This is a genomic window from Pseudomonas sp. HOU2, from assembly GCF_040729435.1.
In the GTDB taxonomy this organism is placed as follows: Bacteria; Pseudomonadota; Gammaproteobacteria; order Pseudomonadales; family Pseudomonadaceae; genus Aquipseudomonas.
Map to the genome: position 1 here is coordinate 1,356,083 of NZ_CP160398.1, position 21,056 is coordinate 1,377,138.

General features: G+C 60.8%; 20 protein-coding genes. 12 read left to right on the top strand and 8 right to left on the bottom strand.

The window, feature by feature from the left end:
- Positions 1-24 precede the first annotated feature (24 nt).
- Positions 25-333, top strand: coding sequence for a hypothetical protein (locus ABV589_RS05985; protein ID WP_177325744.1), 309 nt, complete (start codon positions 25-27; stop codon positions 331-333).
- A 57-nt stretch (positions 334-390) separates the two neighbouring features.
- On the opposite strand, the gene glp is transcribed toward ABV589_RS05985, so the two are convergent.
- A complete protein-coding gene (gene glp / locus ABV589_RS05990) occupies positions 391-1,617 on the bottom strand; it encodes a gephyrin-like molybdotransferase Glp (protein ID WP_367085257.1) in 1,227 nt (408 codons plus the stop codon).
- Complete coding sequence (gene moaB / locus ABV589_RS05995) at positions 1,601-2,140, bottom strand: molybdenum cofactor biosynthesis protein B (RefSeq protein WP_003226719.1); 540 nt, start codon at positions 2,138-2,140, stop codon at positions 1,601-1,603. Before moaB ends, glp begins: the two co-directional genes overlap by 17 nt.
- Before the next feature lie 82 nt (positions 2,141-2,222).
- Here moaB and mobA point away from each other — a divergent pair, with 82 nt between their 5' ends.
- Positions 2,223-2,822, top strand: a complete 600-nt coding sequence (mobA, locus tag ABV589_RS06000) for a molybdenum cofactor guanylyltransferase MobA (protein WP_367085258.1) — start codon at positions 2,223-2,225, stop codon at positions 2,820-2,822.
- A gap of 78 nt (positions 2,823-2,900) precedes the next feature.
- Positions 2,901-3,122, top strand: a complete 222-nt coding sequence (locus tag ABV589_RS06005) for a YgdI/YgdR family lipoprotein (protein ID WP_007908660.1) — start codon at positions 2,901-2,903, stop codon at positions 3,120-3,122.
- A 76-nt stretch (positions 3,123-3,198) separates the two neighbouring features.
- Here ABV589_RS06005 and ABV589_RS06010 read toward each other — a convergent pair whose 3' ends face one another.
- The 3 genes from ABV589_RS06010 to ABV589_RS06020 form a co-directional block, all read right to left on the bottom strand.
- Positions 3,199-4,089: a pseudouridine synthase gene (locus ABV589_RS06010; protein ID WP_367085259.1), complete on the bottom strand. Its 891-nt coding sequence runs from the start codon at positions 4,087-4,089 to the stop codon at positions 3,199-3,201.
- Between the two features lie 78 nt (positions 4,090-4,167).
- The gene (locus tag ABV589_RS06015; RefSeq protein WP_003226726.1) at positions 4,168-4,485 is read right to left on the bottom strand and encodes a transcriptional regulator; all 318 of its coding nucleotides are present in this window, start codon (positions 4,483-4,485) and stop codon (positions 4,168-4,170) included.
- A 167-nt stretch (positions 4,486-4,652) separates the two neighbouring features.
- A complete protein-coding gene (locus ABV589_RS06020; protein WP_007969085.1) occupies positions 4,653-4,889 on the bottom strand; it encodes a glutaredoxin family protein in 237 nt (78 codons plus the stop codon).
- A 201-nt stretch (positions 4,890-5,090) separates the two neighbouring features.
- Here ABV589_RS06020 and ABV589_RS06025 point away from each other — a divergent pair, with 201 nt between their 5' ends.
- A complete protein-coding gene (locus ABV589_RS06025; RefSeq protein WP_367085260.1) occupies positions 5,091-6,803 on the top strand; it encodes a monovalent cation:proton antiporter-2 (CPA2) family protein in 1,713 nt (570 codons plus the stop codon).
- Here the strand turns inward: ABV589_RS06025 and ABV589_RS06030 are convergent.
- Positions 6,800-8,008 carry an ammonium transporter gene (locus ABV589_RS06030; protein ID WP_367085261.1) on the bottom strand — a complete coding sequence of 403 codons (1,209 nt, stop codon included), beginning with the start codon at positions 8,006-8,008 and terminating at the stop codon, positions 6,800-6,802. The two genes, ABV589_RS06025 and ABV589_RS06030, sit on opposite strands and share 4 nt — an antisense overlap.
- Before the next feature lie 305 nt (positions 8,009-8,313).
- On the opposite strand from ABV589_RS06030, the gene ABV589_RS06035 reads away from it, so the two are divergent.
- From ABV589_RS06035 to ABV589_RS06070, 8 genes are all read left to right on the top strand, one after another.
- Entirely contained in the window at positions 8,314-8,628 is a 315-nt protein-coding gene (locus ABV589_RS06035; protein WP_003226733.1) for a YqjD family protein, read from the top strand.
- A 2-nt stretch (positions 8,629-8,630) separates the two neighbouring features.
- Positions 8,631-9,017, top strand: coding sequence for a phage holin family protein (locus tag ABV589_RS06040; RefSeq protein WP_007969088.1), 387 nt, complete (start codon positions 8,631-8,633; stop codon positions 9,015-9,017).
- Complete coding sequence (locus ABV589_RS06045) at positions 9,014-9,352, top strand: hypothetical protein (protein WP_027613426.1); 339 nt, start codon at positions 9,014-9,016, stop codon at positions 9,350-9,352. The genes ABV589_RS06040 and ABV589_RS06045 overlap by 4 nt, the downstream gene beginning before the upstream one ends.
- A gap of 124 nt (positions 9,353-9,476) precedes the next feature.
- Positions 9,477-10,640 carry an EAL domain-containing protein gene (locus tag ABV589_RS06050; protein ID WP_007969090.1) on the top strand — a complete coding sequence of 388 codons (1,164 nt, stop codon included), beginning with the start codon at positions 9,477-9,479 and terminating at the stop codon, positions 10,638-10,640.
- A 76-nt stretch (positions 10,641-10,716) separates the two neighbouring features.
- Positions 10,717-12,045: a deoxyguanosinetriphosphate triphosphohydrolase gene (locus ABV589_RS06055; RefSeq protein ID WP_003226741.1), complete on the top strand. Its 1,329-nt coding sequence runs from the start codon at positions 10,717-10,719 to the stop codon at positions 12,043-12,045.
- 343 nt (positions 12,046-12,388) lie between these two features.
- Positions 12,389-13,015, top strand: coding sequence for a response regulator transcription factor (locus tag ABV589_RS06060; protein WP_007969092.1), 627 nt, complete (start codon positions 12,389-12,391; stop codon positions 13,013-13,015).
- An 8-nt stretch (positions 13,016-13,023) separates the two neighbouring features.
- Positions 13,024-16,668, top strand: a complete 3,645-nt coding sequence (locus ABV589_RS06065) for a transporter substrate-binding domain-containing protein (protein ID WP_367085262.1) — start codon at positions 13,024-13,026, stop codon at positions 16,666-16,668.
- Positions 16,669-16,716: 48 nt separating this feature from the next.
- Complete coding sequence (locus ABV589_RS06070; protein ID WP_367085263.1) at positions 16,717-19,662, top strand: HD domain-containing phosphohydrolase; 2,946 nt, start codon at positions 16,717-16,719, stop codon at positions 19,660-19,662.
- On the opposite strand, the gene ABV589_RS06075 is transcribed toward ABV589_RS06070, so the two are convergent.
- Both ABV589_RS06075 and ABV589_RS06080 read right to left on the bottom strand, forming a co-directional pair.
- A complete protein-coding gene (locus ABV589_RS06075) occupies positions 19,663-20,145 on the bottom strand; it encodes a GAF domain-containing protein (protein WP_367085264.1) in 483 nt (160 codons plus the stop codon).
- Positions 20,142-21,032, bottom strand: a complete 891-nt coding sequence (locus ABV589_RS06080) for an ATP-binding protein (protein ID WP_367085265.1) — start codon at positions 21,030-21,032, stop codon at positions 20,142-20,144. Before ABV589_RS06080 ends, ABV589_RS06075 begins: the two co-directional genes overlap by 4 nt.
- Positions 21,033-21,056 lie beyond the last annotated feature (24 nt).

A 21,056-nucleotide genomic window follows, 5' to 3' on the forward strand; every position in this document is an offset into this window, starting at 1 on the left:
TTACAACCGCCAATGGACATTCCGATGCTCAGCCATGAAGCCAGAGTTCACACCAGTTCGGTCCCCCCGCTCAATGAAAGTCGCGCCAGTCACAAATCCGATTTCAAGAAAAGCGCCAGAACCGCTGGAGAAGTTGATATGGAACCGCGTGTGACCGAGCTGGAAACCCACCTCAAATACATTCGTCGCGATATGGACGAAGTGCGTGGTGATGTAAAGACCATCAAGCACCGTCTCGCCTATTCGGCAGGTGCAACGGCAGTGGTGTTGGGATTGCTGGGGTGGGTTGCCAATAGCCGGTTCGACCAGCTGGTCACGCTGATGAGCCATTGACAGAGAAATGCAGGCATCGACGCAGTATCGGTCGAGCCTGCAGTTACCAGCCGCGCGTCAGCCGAGCAGGTCACTCAGTGGAATGAATCCAACCTCATCACCCTTTACCAGCGTACGGCCCTCCAGCACTTCCACCAGGCCATCCGCCCAGGCCGCGCTGCGCAGCACGCCGGAGCTTTGATTGCGGTAGATAATTGCCCGCCCCTGCTCAAGACGACCGCGCAGATATTCGCGACGATTGCCGGCAACGGGCCAGACAAAATCTGCCGGAACCGTAAACTTCAGAGGTTCGACATCCTGTACACCCTGACGCCGCAACAAGTAAGGCCGCGTGAGCAGAGCAAAGGTCACCAGTGTCGAAGCGGGGTTACCCGGCAAACCGATGACCGGCACCTTGCGAAAATGACCGAATGTCAGCGGCTTGCCCGGTTTGATGGCCAGTTTCCACAGCGCCAGCTCGCCCTCTTCCCGCAACGCGATGCCAAGAAAATCCGCTTCACCGACCGATACGCCTCCGGTCGAGAGAATCAGGTCGACACTCTGCAAGTCGCCCAGACGTGCCCGTGTGGTCGCCAGATCGTCCGGGAGAATACCGGCATCAATCACTTCACAACCCAGGCGCTGCAACCAACTGCACAACACCACCCGGTTGCTGTTGTAAATCTGCCCCGCTCCCAACGGCTGGCCCGGCTCGACCAGCTCATCGCCGGTGGACAGCACCGCCACTCGGACCTTGCGCACCACATTCAGCCCGGCACATCCCAGCGACGCCGCCAGACCTTGTTCGATCGGTCCCAGCCGGGTACCTGCAGCCAGAATCAACTCACCCACGATGGTTTCCTGGCCCTGCGGACGAATGTTCTGGCCAACGCTCATGGTTTCAATGAAACGCACACTGCCGTCGGCTTGAACCTCGGCGTTCTCCTGCATTTCCACGCAATCGGCTCCGGCGGGCACTGGCGCGCCGGTGAAGATTCGCGCGCAAGTGCCGGGCTTCAAGGGTACAGGCGCCTGCCCGGCAAAGACTTTCTGGCTGACCGGCAGCGGTTCGCCGGTCCAGTCGGCCAGATTCAGGGCATAACCATCCATGGCGCTGTTTGGCCAGGGCGGCAGATCCAGGGTCGAAACCAGGTCTTCGGCGAGCACCCGCCCTTGCACCTCGGCCAATGGCAGAAACTCGCGCTCGACAATCGGCGTGGCCTCGGCCATTTGCAACAGACGGGCCAGCGCTTCCTCGACAGGCATCAGGCTGCCGGTCTTGCCCGGCTTACCCACGGGATTCACAAGGCGCCGCCTGTTTCAAGTGAGGAACGAAGTTGCACGGGCGATGCCGTGAATCCAGCTGTTCGGCCAGAATCCCGTCCCAACCGGTGCGCACCGCATTGGTCGAACCTGGCAGGCAGCACACCAGCGTGCCATTGGCCAGACCGGCCAGTGCCCGCGACTGCACAGTCGAGGTGCCGATATCGGCCACCGAAATCTGCCTGAACAGCTCACCAAAACCGTCGACCTGTTTGTCGAGCAGGCAAGCGACTGCCTCCGGCGTGCTGTCACGTCCGGTGAAGCCTGTGCCACCGGTAATCAGCACAACCTGCACCACGTCCTCGGCAATCCAGTGGGCAACTTGCGCGCGAATCTTGTAGAGATCATCTTTGAGCAAGACCCGCTCGGCCAGACGGTGACCGGCAGCCGTCAGGCGGTCGACGAAGACCTGGCCTGAGGTGTCGGTTTCCAGGGTTCGGGTATCGCTGACAGTCAGCACCGCAATGTTCAGCGGCGCAAAAGGTACATCGGCCTTGGCTTTCATCAGGCTCGTCCAGTTGTAGGAGAAACAGCTCGGTGTTATATCACAGCGCCTGAATTTTTCGCCGCCCTGCCGGAGAACTGCCATGACCAAAAGTACACTGCTCCCTTGTTCCATTCTGCTCCTGGCGGGCGGACGCGGCCAGCGCATGGGCGGCCAGGACAAGGGGCTGATCGAATGGCAGGGCGAGCCGCTGATTGCGCACTTGCACAGCAAGGTGCGGCCGCTGACCGACGACCTGATCATCTCCTGCAATCGCAATCGCGAGCGTTATGCAGCGTACGCCGATCAACTGGTGAGCGATGAACAGAGCGATTTCCCCGGTCCGTTGGCGGGGATTCTTGCCGGCCTCAGGGCCGCCCGTCTGTCACACTTGCTGGTCTTGCCCTGCGACGTTCCGCGAATTGACGCAGCGCTATTGCGGGACATGCGTGAAACCGCCAGCCAGTTTCCTGAAAAACCTTTAATGTTGCGTCACGACGACCACTGGGAACCCCTGCTTTGCGTGATCCCTGTCGCGCTTCTGCCCATGTTCGAAAACGCCTGGAGCGCCGGTGAACGGAGCCCCGGAAGGGTCATGCGCAACCTCGGTGCGACTGCCCTGCAATGCCCGGACAATGACCCGCGACTGGCCAACCTGAACACCCCCGAACTGTTAAATACACATAACACTGTGTCAGACTGACAGCATTCAAGGAACTCTCACGCCTTGTACACGTCTCAAGCTCAGTAACCAAAAGTATTCCCATTCGGAGACACACTCATGACTCAACGGACCCTCGCCACTTTCATGCTCGCACTGGGCCTGGCTACCCTCGCTGGTTGCTCGTCGCCAACAGTGATCACCTTGAATGACGGTCGCGAAATCCAGGCCGTCGACACCCCGAAATACGATGACGATTCGGGCTTCTACGAGTTCAAGCAACTGGACGGCAAAGAGACCCGCATCAACAAGGATCAGGTTCGTACCGTTAAAGAGCTGTAATCTTTACGTCGACACCGGATACAGAAAAGCCCGCATTGATGCGGGCTTTTTCATGGGCGCTGCAAAGTGAGTGGCGTCACCATTGCAAGGTGATCTGGCTCTCGAATTCGCGCTCCTCGCCGGTCACCGGGTCGATAAAGCGCAACCCCTGCGCCAGCAGCTTGAGCGGATTGGCGTAATCATCCTCAACGTCTTTCAACACATCCGGGTAGAACGGATCGTTGCAGATACTCGCCCCCAGCGCGGTCATGTGTACGCGTAGCTGATGCTTCTTGCCAGTCACCGGATACAGGCCGTAGCGCCACAGATCACCGTTCTTTTCCCGGACTTCCACAGCCGTTTCAGTATTGGCGACGCCTGGCCCTTCCTGCATGCGGAAGAACGGTTCGCCATCGATCAGACGGCTTCTGTGTACAAGGGGAAATTCCAGCTCCGGCAGCGCAGGGGCGATCGCCTCATAACGTTTATCGATCTGCCGCGTAGGGAACAGCGACTGATAAGCGGAGCGGGTTTGTGGGTTAGCCGAAAAGATCACCAAGCCTGCCGTGTGCCGGTCAATGCGGTGCAGTGGCACCAGATGCGGATTATCGAGGCGGCGGATCAGACGACGCAGCAATGTTTGCTCAACGTATTCACCGGCCGGTGTCACCGGCAGGAAATGCGGCTTGTCCGCCACCACCAGATGCTCGTCCGCATACAGGATCGACTCATGCACCGGGATCGGCTTTTCATCCGGCACTTCACGGAAGTAATGAATACGCAGCCCTTCCTTGTACGGCAGATCCAGCGCAATCGGCTGTCCCTGCCCATCCAGCACCCGGCCCCGGGCGATCCGGTCCAGCCATTGCTCGCGACTGATCGCACTGAAATGCTCACACAGGCAATCCAGTACGGTAAGCCAGGCCCCCGGCGGCAGGTAAAGGGTGCTGGCCTGATTCTGCGCAGCGGAAAACGTTGGTGTGGACATACGGAAATCGAACCCTCAATGCAGGACGGCATTATCCAACACTGAGCGCAACGAACCTAGTGCGGAATCCGGCCCGTCTCAGGCCGGAATCGATTTGAGCGCCGCAGCCTCGGTGAACTCCTTGAGCCAGCGCAGCACATCGACCGCCTCCCAGCGTCCCGGGTCATACAAGGCGTACAACAAGCCCTGATAACCGACCACATCCAGTTGCTTGTGATAACCGGCACGCTGGAACAGCGCTTCGATCTCGGCAAAACAGGTGTTGAAATGCAGTTTGTTGAAAGGCGTCTTGCCCTCCGTGACCAGCCCGTCCAGGCGCAACTCGAGGACCGCCTCGCGCACCACGTCAACCGACATCCGGTTCACGCTGTTCTTCAACTGTTCGACATTGACCACGGTTCGTCCCTCTGACTGCCGGATTCACCTGCTCAAGTCATCAAAAGCAGCAGGCGCATCCAATTACTGTATGCACATACAGTAACCGAATAATCCGCAAAGTGCCAAGGGAAGGATGCGCGCTCGCGACCGGCGGAAAGCAATGCCGCATCACCGAAGAAACAAGCTCAGCGCAGGAAGGCCACCACCTGATCGGCACTGAAAGGCCAGCTCAGCTCCGCGCCGGTGTCAACTCGGCGCAGCACCGGAATTCGCAGGCTGTAAGCCTCGAACCAGGACTCATCGTCGGCAATATCCACCAGTTCGACCAGCAGACCGTGCTCGACAAAAGGCATCAACTCGGCCTCTGCCACCTCACACAAATGGCATCCCAAGGTGCCGAACAACTGACATTCAGGAGGCATGATCGCTCAACCGGAAAAGTGAGCGTTCATTCTAGGCCTGCCTCGAAAACCCGTCGAGCGACAGCTGCCCAAAGACCCAGGCATGGCCGGAAACTCGCAAAACCCTGACGCAAATCAGCCCGCAAAAAAGCCAATCAGGCGATGCTCCCGGACTTTTTGCCTCTACGCTTGAGAAGCCTGAGCCTGACATCGGAGTGTCTTGTGTTTGCCAACCTGTTGATCATCCTCGCCTCATCCCTGGTGATGATTGCCCTGTTCCGCCGACTGCGCTTGCCGCCGGTGCTGGGCTATCTCTGCGTGGGCCTGATGGTGGGGCCGACCGCTTTCAACTGGGTCAACGAGAGCGAACACCTGCCGGATGTGGCCGAGATGGGCGTGGTATTCCTGCTGTTCTCGCTGGGCCTGGAGTTTTCCCTGTCGAAAATGATCGCACTGCGTCAGGTGGTGTTTCGCCTGGGCAGTCAGCAGGTATTGCTCAGTACCGGAGTGCTCGGGCTGGTGCTGATTCTGCTGGGTATGCCGCTGGCCCCGGCGCTGTTGCTTGGCGCCGGGCTGTCGCTGTCGTCGACGGCAATTGTCACCAAGGAGTTGAGCAGCCTGGGCGAAGTGTTCAGCAGTCACGGGCAGAACGCGGTCGGGGTCTTGCTGTTTCAGGACGTGGTCGCGGTGTTGCTGCTGACCCTGGTGCCGGTGTTCGCCGGGAGCAGCGCGCAAGCCTGGTACTGGGCCTTGCCGCTGACGCTGGTGAAGACCGTGGTGCTGTTTTTCGGTCTGCTGCTGGCCAGCCGCTGGTTGCTGCCACGGCTGTTCCATGAAGTGGCCGCCTCGCGCTCGGCGGAACTGTTCGTGCTGCTGGCGCTGGTGATTGTGCTATTGACCGCCTGGCTGACGCACCTGCTGGGCCTGTCCCCTGCCCTTGGCGCATTTCTGGCCGGGATGCTGCTCGGCGAGAGCCACTATCGCCATCAGATCGAGGCCGATATCCGGCCGTTTCGCGACATCCTGCTCGGGGTGTTTTTCGTCAGCATCGGCATGCTGATCGACCTGCAACTGTTCGTCAGTCACAGCCTGTTGATTCTCGGCCTGAGCCTCGGCCTGATGCTGATCAAAGGCATTGTCGTCGCGCTACTGGTGAAGTGGCGCGGCAGCGATCACGAAACTGCCTGGCGCAGCGGCCTGGCCCTGGCGCAGGGCGGGGAGTTCTGCTTCGCGTTGATGGCGCAGATGCAACAGAACCAGATGCTGCCTGCCGAGTTGGGCGCCCTGCTGCTCGCGGCCACCTTCTGTTCGATGCTGCTGACGCCAATGCTGTTGCGCGCCGCGCCGCGCATTGCCGCGGGCCTGCACCGCAAGCCGAATCAGGAGGCGCAAATCGAGGAAATCAGCGCCCTCAACGCCGGGCTGGATCAGCACGTGGTGATCTGTGGCTACGGCCGTGTCGGCCAATCCATCGGCCGCTTCATGCGCAATGCCAAGCAGCCTTATATCGCGCTGGACAACGATCCGGTGCGCGTGCAGGAAGCCGCGTCCGGCGAAAGCGAGGTGCATTACGGCGACTCGTCGCGCGGCGACCTGCTGACCGCGGTCGGATTGTTGCGCGCGCGGCTGCTGGTGATTGCCGTGGATCAGAGCGATGTCAGCCTGCGGATCCTCAAGGAAGCGCGCCGGCTTCATGCGCGGATACCGATCCTGGTGCGCACCCGCGACGACAGCCAATGGGCCGAACTCAAGGCCGCCGGCGCCACCGAAGTGGTGCCGGAGCTATTGGAATCGAGCCTGATGCTCGCCTCCCACGCCTTGATCATGCTCGGGCTGCCGGCGCATCAGGTGCAGGAGAAGATCGATCAAGTGCGCATCGACCGCTATCGCCTGTTGCATGGGTTCTATCCAGGTGCCGAAGACAAGGAAGCCTAGTCCTGACTGACCGCGCCGATCTTGTGCAGCGAAAGGTCGGCGCCGTAATACTCTTGCTCCTGACTCAGGCGCAGGCCGTGCAAGGCCTTGATCAAACCGTAGACGGCGAATCCGCCGATCAGCGCGACAACCACACCGAGCGTAGTGCCGATCAACTGACTGATCACGCTGACACCGCCCAGACCGCCGAGCGCAGTCTGGCCGAAGATGCCGCACGCGATCCCGCCCCACACCCCGCACAAACCATGCAACGGCCACACGCCCAGAACATCGTCGATGCGCCATTTGACTTGCGCGGCGGTAAAGCACCAGACGAACAGCGCACCGGCAATCGCGCCAGTGACCAGCGCACCCACCGGGTGCATCAGGTCGGAACCGGCACAGATCGCCACCAGCCCGGCCAGCGGGCCGTTGTGCAGGAAGCCCGGGTCATTGCGCCCGACGATCAACGCCGCCACCGTGCCACCGACCATGGCCATCAACGAGTTGACCGCCACCAGACCGCTGACGCCTTGCAAGGTCTGCGCGCTCATCACGTTGAAGCCGAACCAGCCGACAATCAGAATCCACGAACCCAGCGCCAGAAACGGAATGCTCGACGGCGCGAACGCCACCAGACGCCCGTCGCGATAACGACCGATACGCGGGCCGAGCAGCAATACCGCCGCCAGCGCCAGCCAGCCGCCCATCGCATGCACCACCACCGATCCGGCGAAATCATGGAACGCCGCGCCAAAGCGCGCCGTCAGCCAGGCTTGCAGACCGTAGTTGCCGTTCCAGATCATGCCCTCGAAAAACGGGTAGATGAATGCCACGATCAGCGCCGTCGCACACAGCTGCGGAACGAATCGCGCACGCTCGGCAATCCCGCCGGAAATGATCGCCGGGATCGCCGCAGCAAAGGTCAGCAGAAAGAAAAACTTCACCAGACCATAACCGTGATCGGCACTCAGCACCGCCGCCGGTTGCATGAAGGTCACCCCGTAGGAGATCCAATAGCCTATAAAGAAATAGGCCAGGGTCGAAACGGCAAAGTCACTGAGAATTTTCGACAGCGCGTTAACCTGATTTTTCTGACGAACCGTGCCGACTTCAAGGAAGGCGAAACCGGCGTGCATCGCCAGCACCATCACCGCACCGATCAGAATGAACAACGTGTTGGAGCTGTGAACCAGCGTGTCCACAGCGCTTTGCAGATTTTCCATAAAGAGGCAGACCTGAAGGCTAAAAAGGCACCAAACCGGTTCGTGCGGACAATTCATGCACCAAGTTGCGACCGCTCGGTCCGCGCAGTGAAGCTGCGATGAACCGCTTTGGCGCACAAGGTTGATGTCGTGACACTAACCAGGATTATTTGAGTTAAGGTTTTGCTGCATGCACGCCCGCCAACAGCGCACGGGGGCAACAGGACGCACCACGACATAGCAAAAGCTGTACCAGTCATTTGTACTGAACCTTCGCGCAAGGCTCATACTCGAACGCTTCAGACGTCACTTACGGAGATCCACCCATGGCCAGCATCAAGGCAAAGACTGCTCAAGAAATCCTGATGAACGACTTCCAGACTCTGGTCGCCGACACCGAGCGGTTGCTCGAACACACTGCGTCCCTGGCGGGCGATCAGGCCGATGAGCTGCGTGATCAGATCCACGACAGCCTGCTGCGCGCCCGGGAAACCCTCAAGCTGACCGAAGACACCCTGCGTGATCGCGGTCAGGCTGCCGTCACCGCCACCGAAGACTATGTGTCGGCCAACCCTTGGCAATCGGTGGGCATCGCTGCCGGGGTAGGCTTTCTGATTGGCCTGCTGGCCACGCGGCGCTGATCATGTCGATCGGCGAATCCGGCCTGGGGTCGGGCACTACTTCCTCCACGCGGCGTCTGGGCGCCGCTGTTCTCGGCTTGCTGCACAGCCATGTCGAACTCTTCGGCATCGAATTGCAGGAGCAGAAAGCACGCACCGTCAGCCTGTTGTTGTTCGCTGGCCTGGCGCTGGTGTTTGCCCTGCTGTTGCTGGTCGGTCTGTCGACGCTGGTGCTGATCGTGTTCTGGGATACCTATCGTCTGGCCGCGATCATCGGCCTGTGCGTGTTCTACACCCTGGCGGCCGCTTTCTGCGGGTTGCGCCTCAAGGCAGCAGTCTTCGATGAATCCTCGCCCTTCCACGGCACGCTGGAAGAATTGGCCAATGATCGGGAGCGCCTGCTGCCATGAGCCTGCCTGAACTGCCACACAACAGCTCGCGCCGGGAAATGCGCAAGGCGCTGATCCGCCTGCGCATGGAAATGCATCGTCAGGAAATCCGCCACGAAGCCGGGCAAGTGCTGCAACCCTTGCAGCGCATGCGCGGCATGACGCAAAACCTGCAAGGCGGCTTCGGCATCAAACACGCGCCGCTGTGGGGCGTGGCCGCCGTCACCCTGCTGGGTTTCATCACCGGCAAGGGCGCAAAAAGCGGCGGTGTCGGCGGCCTGACACGACTGATTCGGCTAGGCACCAGCCTCGGCCCGCTGATCAAACTGGTGATGCAGAGTTCGGGCAAACGCTAAGCCGGCGCATCTGGCTGCATTCTTGCAATATCCGCGGGATTGAACCTCTTCACCAAGAGGTTCAATCCCGCGCGCCTACCCGGTCGGCGGGTTCATCCAGAACAACAACGACTAAGGAGGCCCCGTGATCGACGGGCAACCGCTCGCCTGCTTTCAGCCTTTCATCGATACCGCTACCGGACGTATCGCAGGCGTCGAAGCATTGGGTCGCCTGCGCCAGCCCGACGGCCAACTGGCCTCGGTCGGGCCGTTGTTCGCCGACCCGCGCACACCTGCCATCGGCCTGCGCCGCCTCGACCGCCAGATTCGCGACAACGCCCTGAGTCGACTGCATGAAGCCCCCGCCGAGTGGTTTCTCAGCCTGAACATGTCGCCGCGCTGGATCAGCCGCCTGCGCGCCGATCAGCCATTGCCCAGCCTCAAACAAATGCTCCGACACGGCGTCGATCCGCAACGCATTGTGTTCGAGATCACTGAACTGGGTGGCAACAGTCAGCGTCTGGCCGAGGTGGTGGCGCGCTACCGCGAGGCCGGCGCGCGGATCGCCATCGATGACTTCGGCGCCGGTTATTCGCAGCTCGATCGGGTGCTGGCGTTACAGCCGGACATTCTCAAACTCGACATGCGCCTGTTCCAGGCTGCCGCATTGGGCGGGCCGAGCAGTGACGTGGTCAAGGCACTGGCGCAGATGGCCGAGAAAACCGGTTGCTGGATCATTGCCGAAGGCGTGGAAACCGAAGCCCAGCTCAATTTCGCCCTGGAATGCGGCTCGCGCTTCGTTCAGGGCTTCCTGTTCGCCCGGGCGCAGGAGGCGTTCTATCCAACCGATGCCTTCGTGCAGCGCTTCGCTGAACTGCGCCAGCGTTACGTGCGGCAGAAACTGGCCGAACGCGGGCGCTTGATGCAGATGCGTCAGCAGCTCGGCGAACTGATGGCGATCCTCCAGACCTGGGCTCAGGCCCACGCGCCGCTGAGTGCGCTGCCGCAACTGGAGGCTTTTCCGTGGTTGCTGCGGTTCTACCAGTGCGACCGCCATGGCACCCAACTCACACCCAACCTTGAGTGGCGGCATAACCGTTGGGTCGCCGACAACCGCTACCTGGGCCACAACTGGTCATGGCGTCCGTACTTCTATCATTTGCTCGCCGAAGGCTGGGAAGAACGACGCCTGACCCTGTCCAGTACCTATCGCGACGCGACGAGCAACCAGTATTGCCTGACCGCCGGCCAGTTCTTCGATAACGGCGAACGCCTGCTGCTGATCGATATCGATGCCGCGGGTTTGTAGTTCCGCTTGCAGGGGCGTGGCTGAACCGGGAAGCTAGGGCAACAGTCATCCCAGTCACCGACGGAGAGAACCAGCCTTGGATTGGCAGACCCTGCTCAACCGCGAACGCCTTGGAAAACCGCTGCATAGCCCGCAAGAGCTGGGCCGCAGCCCGTTCCACAAAGACCACGACCGCATCATCTTCTCCGGCGCCTTCCGCCGTCTGGGCCGCAAGACCCAGGTGCATCCAGTATCGAGTAACGACCACATCCATACCCGTCTGACCCATTCGCTGGAAGTCAGCTGCGTCGGGCGTTCGCTGGGCATGCGCGTCGGTGAAACCTTGCGCAGCGCCCTGCCCGACTGGTGCGACCCGAGCGATCTGGGCATGGTCGTGCAATCGGCCTGCCTGGCCCATGACATCGGCAATCCGCCGTTCGGCCACTCCGGTGAAGACGCGATTCGTCACTGGTTCCAGCAGGCAGCCGGGCGCGGCTGGCTCGACGGCATGAGCGAAGCCGAGCGCGGTGACTTCCTCAATTTCGAAGGCAACGCGCAAGGCTTCCGGGTGCTGACTCAGCTTGAGTATCACCAGTTCGACGGCGGCACCCGCCTCACCTACGCCACCCTCGGCACCTATCTGAAATATCCGTGGACCGCACGTCACGCCGACTCGCTGGGTTACAAGAAACACAAGTTCGGCTGCTACCAGAGCGAATTGCCGCTGCTGGAGCAGATCGCCCACAAGCTCGGCCTGCCGCAACTCGAGGACCAACGCTGGGCGCGCCACCCGTTGGTGTACCTGATGGAGGCGGCCGACGACATCTGCTATGCGCTGATCGACCTAGAAGATGGCCTGGAAATGGAGCTGCTGGAGTACGCTGAGGTTGAATCACTGCTGCTCGGTCTGGTCGGTGACGATCTGCCGGAAACCTATCGCCAGCTCGGCCCGCAGGATTCGCGTCGACGCAAACTGGCGATCCTGCGCGGCAAGGCCATCGAGCACCTGACCAACGCCGCCGCCCGGGCATTCGTTGAGCAACAGGATGCGCTGCTGGCCGGCACCCTGCACGGCGACCTGGTTGAACACATGCACGGCCCGGCCAAACGCTGCGTGCTCAACGCCAAGGACATCGCCCGCAAGAAGATCTTCCAGGACAAGCGCAAGACGCTGCATGAAATCGGCGCCTATACCACGCTGGAAATTCTCCTCAACGCGTTCTGCGGCGCCGCGCTGGAGCAACATGGCGGTCGCACGCCGTCGTTCAAGAGCCGCCGTATCCTCGACCTGCTGGGCAACAATGCACCGGATCCCCACGGGCCGTTGCACACCTCGTTCCTGCGCATGATCGACTTCATTGCCGGGATGACCGACAGCTACGCCAGTGACATGGCGCTGGAAATGACCGGGCGCTCCAGTCACTGACAGAACCTTCTTCAACCGGGTCAGTGCGGCACCCGGTTGAAGGATGATCCATGAAAGCGGCTCAGCGGTATTCGACAGCCGCGCCGACCAAACGTAATCCGTTTAACGACGACAGAACGCAAACAAACGCTGTTTTCTCAATAATCTAACAGCAACTTAAAACATTCAGATAAACAAATAATCTAAACACTTCCTTACGCGACACAGAGTTTTGTCGTAGTCAATTTCCCTTTAGTGTGTAGGACTTATCCTATATTGCTGCTAGAGCCCTGTGAGTTCATGCGATCGCTCTTTTATCTGAGCTAAGGTGCGCGCTTTATTCGCGCACGTATGGGATTTGATTATGAACTCCGTTTTTATTGTCGATGATCACCCCGTCATCCGACTTGCCGTTCGAATGCTCCTCGAGCATGAAGGTTACAAGGTCGTCGGCGAAACCGATAACGGGGTCGATGCCATGCAGATGGTTCGCGAATGCATGCCCGACCTGATCATCCTCGATATCAGCATCCCCAAACTCGACGGCCTGGAAGTCCTCGCCCGCTTCAATGCCATGGGCACTCCGCTCAAGACCCTGGTACTGACGGCGCAATGCCCGACGCTGTTCGGCATTCGCTGCATGCAGTCCGGCGCATCCGGTTATGTGTGCAAGGAAGAAGACTTGAGCGAACTGGTCAGCGCCATAAAAGCGGTACTTTCCGGTTACAACTATTTTCCCAGTCAGGCATTGAATCCGGTACGCAGTGACGATGTGCGTTACGCCGAGCTGGAATTGTTCAAAGCCGTCAATGACCGCGAACTCATGGTCCTGCAGTTATTTGCCCAAGGGCGCACCAACAAGGAAATTGCCAAGGGCATGTTCCTCAGTAACAAAACCGTCAGCACTTATAAAAAACGCTTGATGCAGAAACTGAAAGCCAGGTCCCTGGTGGAACTTATCGAGATGGCCAAGCGCAACGCGCTAGTGTGAGAGCCTGAATGCCCAGTCGTCTAAAGATCTATCTCGCCATATTGTATGCGAGCCTGTGCCTGCCCTCTCAGGCATATGCCGACCTCGTCACAGCGCAGGATTATGTGCTGCGCAGCCGTTCGAGCCACGAAGCGCTGTCCATGTCTCTGCAGCCCGCGCAACGGCAATGGTTACAGACTCGCCACGAACTGGTACTGGGCACTTCCGCACCGGATTATCCGCCGTTCGACATGACCGCCAGCGGTCGCGATTACGAAGGTTTTACCGCCGACTACGCCGGCCTGCTCGGACAGGCCGTGGGCTTGCCAGTCCGGGTCAAGCGCTTTGCCTCACGGGAAGCTGCGGTACGCGCGCTGGTAGCGGGGCAGGTCGATATGCTCGGTACCGCCAACGGTTTCGAGGCCAGTAACGCCGACATCCTGCTTTCTATCCCCTACGCCATCGACCAGCCGGTACTGGTCACCCGCGAAGACGAAACCCGCACGCTCACCGAGGGCCTGGCCGGACTGCGCCTGAGCATGGTCTATCACTATCTGCCGCAGGACGAAGTCAAGGCGCTCTACCCCAAAGCCATCCTGACGTCCTACCCGTCCTATCAAAACGCAATCAACGCAGTGGCTTTCGATCAGGCCGACGTGTTTCTGGGCGATACCATTTCCACCCACTACATGATCAACAAGGGCTATCTGAACAACATCCGCATGGCCAATTTCGGCAAACAGGAAGCCCATGGTTTCAGCTTTGCCGTGCACGCCGATAACCCGCAACTGCTGGCCATCATCAACACCGCACTGCTGGCCATACCCGCCAGTGAACGGGACAGCATCGCCAAGCGCTGGAGCGCCGGCAGCGACATCCTGCTGACCGACCAGAAACTGCAATTGACCCACCACGAAGAACAGTGGCTCAAACAGCATCCGGTGCTGCGCGTGGTGGTGAACGAGGCGTTCGCGCCGCTGACATTCTTTGACAGCGACGGCAATCTACGCGGCATCACCGCAGACCTGCTCCAACTGCTGCGCCTGCGTACCGGCATGCGTTTCGAACTGGTGCGCAGCCGCAGCGACGCTGACATGGTCGAGCAGATCAATCAGCACCGGGCCGATCTGATCGCGGCGTTGCTGCCCAGCCCGCAACGGGAAAAGACCCTGCAATTCAGCCGTCCCTATCTGGAAAACTCCTTCGTCCTGCTGACCCGCAAATCCACTGAGAGCCCGACCCATCCTGCGCAGCTCAAGGACAAATACCTGGCGATTGCCCAAGGCAGTCCCATGGCCGCCTACCTGCGCCGCGAGTTCCCCGATATCCATCTGACCGAAACCTCCGACACCTTCGGCGCCGCGACCTTGCTCGCCGAAGGCAAGGCCGATGGTGCCGTCGCCTCGCTGGTGATCGCCAACTATCTGATTTCGTCGCGGATCTTCGAGCATCAGTTGCAGATCACCACCACCCTTGGTACCCGGCAGGCGGCCTTTTCGCTGGCCACGGCCCGTGACAACAGCGAACTCGGATCGATCCTCGACAAGGCCCTGCTGAGCATCAGCCCCGAAGAGCTGGGGGTCATCAACAGCCGCTGGCGCGGTTTTTCCAATGCCGCGCAAAGCAACTGGCATCACTATCAGCGTCTGTTTTACCAACTGATCGGCGCAGCCTGTCTGCTGCTGTTGTTGTCCCTGCTCTGGAACGCCTACATGCGGCGCCAGATCAAGCAACGCCAGGCCGCCGAGCGGGCACTCAACGATCAGTTCGAGTTCATGCGCTCACTGGTCAACGGCACACCTCATCCGATCTACGTGCGCGATCGCCGAGGCTTGCTGCAAAGCTGCAACGACAGCTACCTCGAAGCCTTCAACGCGAAACGCGAAGACGTGATCGGCAAGAGTGTCATGCAAGGCACCCTGAGCAATGCCTTCGAAGCCCGGGCCTTCGAGGCGGATTACCAGCGGGTTGTGGCCGAGGGGACGCCGCTGCTGCTCGACCGTCCGTTGCACATCGGTGGCCGGCGTCTGACGATCTATCACTGGATCCTGCCTTACCGCGACTCCAGCGGCGATGTACAAGGGATCATCGGTGGCTGGATCGATATCAGTGATCGCCGCCAGTTGTTCGATGAACTGCGCACAGCCAAGGAACAGGCGGACAACGCCAACCGGGCGAAAAGTACTTTTCTGGCGACCATGAGCCACGAAATCCGTACGCCGATGAATGCCATCATCGGCATGCTCGAATTGACGCTCGAACGCATGACCGATCAGGCGCCGGATCGCTCGTCCATCGAAACCGCCTACTGTTCGGCCAAGGATCTGCTGGGGCTGATCGGCGACATCCTCGATATCGCCCGGATCGAGTCCGGACGCCTGAGCCTGGCGCCCGAGCGGATCAACCTGGTCGACACCGTCGCTTCGGTGGTGAGGATCTTCGACGGCCTTGCGCGGCAGAAAAACCTCGCCCTGCCCCTGACCGTCAATCCTCCAGGGCTCGAAGTCGATGTGGAACTGGATCCGCTGCGCTTCAAGCAGATCCTGTCGAACCTGATCAGCAATGCCATCAAGTTCACCCAGAGCGGGCAGGTGCGGGTCACACTGGACGTGCTGCCTAATGCCGCCGGCAAGTGTTCGCTCGTTCAATTGACGATCCACGACACCGGCGTCGGCATCAGCATTGAAGATCAACAACGTCTGTTCGAGCCGTTCGCCCAGGCTGACGGCGGCCGCCAGCAGGCCCGCAGCGGCGCCGGACTGGGGCTGGTGATCAGCCGCAACCTCTGTGAAATGATGGGCGGTCAGTTGCAATTGAGTAGTCAGCCGGGGATCGGCACCCAGGTCTGCCTGTCGCTGCCGCTGCAAACGCTGCCATGCAGGGTGGCCACGGCGAAAACCGAATCGCCGATCCGCGTGTCAGGTGCGCCGCTGAATATTCTGGTGGTCGACGACCATCCCGCCAATCGCCTGCTGATGTGCCAGCAACTGGAGTTCCTCGGGCATCGCTTCAGCCTTGCCGAAGAAGGTCGCAGCGGATTGGCGAAGTGGCAGGCCGGTGAATTCGACCTGGTCATCGCCGACTGCAACATGCCGTTGATGAACGGCTACGAATTGGCGGCGGCCATCCGCCAGGAAGAACAACGCACAGGCCGTCCTCCTTGCAAGGTCCTTGGCTTCACGGCCAACGCGCAGCCCGAGGAAGTGCAACGCTGCAAACTGGCGGGCATGAATGACTGCCTGTTCAAACCTCTGAGCCTCAGCGCGCTGAGCCAGTGGGTCAACGGGCTGCAACCGGCAACACCGCAACCCGCGTTCAATCTCGAGGGCTTGCATCAACTGACCGGCGGTAATCCGCTTCAAGCCCGGCGCCTGCTCACGCAATTGCTCAAGAGCAGCCGCCTCGATCGCGAGGAGCTGCTGGCCCTGGCGCCGCACAATGATCGCGAGGCACTGGCGGTGGTGGCGCACAAGATCAAGGGCGCCGCCCGGATCGCCCAGGCTTCGCGTCTGATCGTCTGCTGCGATGCGCTGGAACACGCCTGCCAGCAGACCACGTCGGTGCCGGCCATCGTGCGCTGCATCGAGGCCACCGACGCGGCGATGGTCGAACTGGAGCAGGCGTTGCAGCAACAATTGGAACCGTTCGCTGAAAGCACAATGACCGAGCCTTAACTATGCTTGAACGCTGAGCAGTGTGTTTACTTCAATGGAGAGTCAGCAATGCCCAGCCCACTGCGCCCGGATCAACGCCGGTTCCCGTTGCACGTGCACATCAGCGTCATGTTCACCTTTCTGCTGTTGCTGACAGGCGTGGTGCTGGGGCTGTTCAATTATCGGCAGACCACCCGGATCATCCTGTCGAGCAGTGAAAACCTGTTCAATCGCATCGAACAGGACGTGCGCCTGGACCTGCATTCAACCTACGAACCGATCCGTCATCTGCTGAGCCTGCTGGCCGACAATCAGGCCGCCGGGGCCTCGAACCTGCAGCAGCGTCTGGCGTTGCTCAAGCCGTTCAGTCAGTCACTCAAGGACAACACCGATCTCGCTTCGCTGTATCTGGGCTACGGCAACGGCGACTTCTTCATGGTCCGGCCGTTGCGCACCAGCGCTCTGAAAACCCTGCTCAAGGCGCCGCCGACGGCGGCCTATCAGGTCTGGAGCATCGAGCACGATGCCGGCGGCGCTGCGTCGTCGCAGTCGCTATTCTTCGACCAGGCGCTGACGCCCGTCGGGCGCCAGGACAATCCTGACGACCGCTACGATCCGCGCACTCGCAACTGGTACACCAACGCCCTGCAGCAGGGTGATCAGATCACTACCGAGCCCTATGTGTTCTTCTCCACGCACAACGTGGGCACTACTTTGGCCCGACGCAGCAGCGCAACCAGCGTGATCGGTGCCGACCTGACGCTGGAAGCACTCTCGGCCACCTTGCTCAAACACGTGGTCACCCCCTCCACCGAAATCGTGTTGTTCGATGCCGATGGCAACGCCGTGGCCTACCCGGACAGCCGCCGGCTGATTGTCGACGACAGCAGCGCACGCCTGGCCAAGGCCGCCGACCTGAGCCCGACTCTGCACGCGTTACTGTCCACCACGCATCAGGGCAAACGGCTGAACGTCGATGGCCGCCACTGGATCGTCGCCCGCAGCCATTTGCAGGAGGGTGGGCCGAGAGGTCTGCAAATGGCCCTGGTGGTGCCAGAGGACGAGTTGCTGGCCGACGCCTACCGCATGCGCTGGCAGGGTGCACTGATCACCCTGGCGACCTTGCTGCTGTGCCTGCCACTGGGTTGGCTGACCTCACGGATTCTGGTCAAGCCGCTGCATGCGCTGGTCAAGGAAGCCGACGCGATCCGCAGCTTCGATTTCAACTTTCCGGTCACCCGCCGCTCGCCGGTGCTGGAGGTCGACCAGTTGAGCCTGTCGATGGCCCGCATGAAGGACACGCTCGCCAGTTTCTTCCGCATCACCGACAGTCTGTGCGCCGAAACCCGCTTCGCCCCGCTGCTGCAACGGGTGCTGTTCGAGACCGTTCAGATTGCCCAGGCGCAGGCTGGGTTGATCTACCTGCGCGAAAGCGATGGCAACCGGATGGCGCCTTACGGACTGATCATTGATGGCGCCTCGCACGAGCCGGGCGAGTTCGCTGTACTGGGCCGGGATCTCTTGGCCGATCAAGGGCCGGCGTGGTTCCAGCAACTGATCAACGCTGACAACGTGGTCAGCAGCCTTGGCTTCGAACAGGCCGGGGACTTGCAGAAAGTCTTGCTGGCAATGGCGTCGCCGCGCATCCACCTGATTGGAATCCGCCTGCGCAACCGCCACAACGAAACCATCGGCCTGCTGCTTTTGCTGATCAACGACAGCGGCAGCGCTCAGGATCTGGAGAAACTGCGTCCGGACCGCATCGCCTTCCTGCAAGCAGTCTCTGGCGCGGCGGCGGTGAGTATCGAAAGTCAGCGCCTGCAGGCGAAGCAGAAGCAGTTGCTCGACGCGTTCATTCAGTTGCTGGCCGGCGCCATCGACGCCAAGAGCCCCTACACCGGCGGCCACTGCCAGCGCGTGCCGGAGCTGACCTTGATGCTCGCGCAGGCCGCTGCCGCCAGTCAGGCGCCGGCGTTCCAGAGCTATCAGCCCAGCGAAGACGAATGGGAAGCCCTGCACATCGCGGCCTGGCTGCACGATTGCGGCAAAGTCACGACGCCGGAGTATGTCGTCGACAAGGCGACCAAACTGGAAACCCTCAACGATCGCATCCACGAAATCCGCACCCGTTTCGAAGTGCTCAAGCGCGATGCCTGGATCAGTTACTGGCAGGCGCTGGCGCTGGGCGGCAACGAGGTGCAACTGAGCGAACTGCGTGACGCCACGCTGACGCAACTGGACGATGACTTTGCCTTCGTTGCCCGCTGCAATCTGGGTGGTGAAGCCATGGCACCCGCTGATCTGCAGCGCCTTGAGCGCATCGCCGAGCGCCGCTGGACGCGCACTCTCGATGATCGTCTGGGCGTGTCATGGGAGGAACACCGCCGTCAGGCGCAAACGCCGGCGCCGAATCTGCCGGTCAGCGAGCCACTGCTGGCGGACAAGCCAGAACATCTGATCCAGCGTGCCGACAGCGAGCTGATTCCGGAAGACAATCCGTGGGGGTTCAAACTGGATGTGCCGCGCTATAAATACAATCGCGGCGAGCTGTATAACCTGAGCATTACCCGAGGCACGCTGACTCGCGAGGAGCGCTACATCATCAATCACCACATGGTGCAGACGATCCTGATGCTCAGCCACCTGCCCTTCCCCGGGCACCTGGACAGCGTCGCGGAAATCGCCGGCGGTCATCACGAAAAAATGGACGGCAGCGGTTATCCCAAACGCCTGAAGCGCGAGGACATGAGCCTGCCGGCGAGGATGATGGCGATTGCCGATATCTTCGAGGCGCTGACAGCGGCGGATCGACCGTACAAGAAGGCCAAATCCTTGAGCGAAGCCTTGGGGATCATGGCCACCATGTCCCGCGAGGCGCACATCGACCCCGAGCTGTTTGCACTGTTCATCAACGACGAAGTGTACATGCAGTACGCCGCACGGTTTCTCGATCCGCGCCAGATCGATGCGGTGGATCCGGCCAGCCTGTTGCGCAAGGCTGGCCTGAGCGCCTGATCAGCAGTCGGTCAGACGCAGGAAGATCGCCGCCAGTTGCTCGATACCGGCCTGATCGTCGGTACCGAAACGCGCCGGTTTCGGGCTGTCGAGATCGAGTACGCCGATCAACCGACCGTCCTTGACCAATGGCACTACCAGCTCGCTGTTGGAGGCGCTGTCGCAAGCGATATGACCGGGGAACGCATGCACGTCTTCAACGCGCTGGGTCTGCCGACTGGCCGCTGCCGCGCCACACACACCGCGACCGAACGGAATGCGCACACAGGCGATCTGCCCCTGAAACGGGCCAAGCACCAGCTCCTCGTTGCGATTGAGGTAGAAACCGGCCCAGTTCAAATCGTCGAGCTGGTTGAACAGGAACGCCGAAAACTGCGCGGCATTGGCGATGAAGTCGCGCTCGTCCGCCAGCAGCGATTCCAGTTGTGCGGCCAACATGCCATAGCCTTCGAGGCCCTGGCCGCTTTGTTGCAAATCAATCATGCCTTGTGCTCCAGCAATTTCAGTCCCACCCAGTAACGGGCGAATTGGTACGCGCAACGTCCGTTGCGATTGCCGCGCCCGGTGGCCCAGCGCACGGCGAGGATGTCCAGTGCTTCGTCGCGCTGCCAGCTCAAGCCGGCCTTGGCCGCCAACTGGCCGATCCAGTGTTCGACGACGTTGAGGAAATGTTCCTGGGTAAACGGATAAAACGACAGCCACAGACCGAAACGGTCCGACAAGGCGATCTTGTCTTCCACCGCCTCACTCGGATGCAGTTCGCCGTCGACGCGCTTCCAGTTTTCGTTGTCGCTTACCTTTTCCGGCACCAAGTGACGGCGGTTGGAAGTGGCGTACAGCAGAACGTTTTCCGGAGCCTGTTCGAGCGAGCCGTCGAGCACGCTTTTCAGCACGCGGTAATCGCCTTCGCCGGACTCGAACGACAGGTCATCGCAGAACAGCACGAAGCGCTGCGGCAGTTTGGCGATCTGCTCGACCACGCGCGGCAGGTCGGCCAGATGGTCGCGCTCGATTTCGATCAAACGCAGGCCGGCCTTGGCGTGTTCGGCCAGCAACGCCCGCACCAGCGAGGATTTTCCGGTGCCGCGCGAGCCCCAGAGCAGCGCATGGTTGGCCGGCATGCCGTCGAGAAACTGTTGAGTGTTGCGGCCCAGTTGTTCCAACTGACGGTCGACACCGATCAAGTCGGACAGGCGCATGTCGAGGCTGACTTCCAGCGGCAACAAATAGCCACTGCGCCCGTCACGCTGCCAGCGCGCGGCCAGGCAGGTTTCCCAGTCGATCAGCGGACGCGGTGCCGGCAGCAAGGGTTCGATCCGCGCGAGAACCGACTCGGCACGTTCAAGAAAAGCATTCAATCGGGAATCCACGTCTTCTCCTCGGGCACGTTCAAA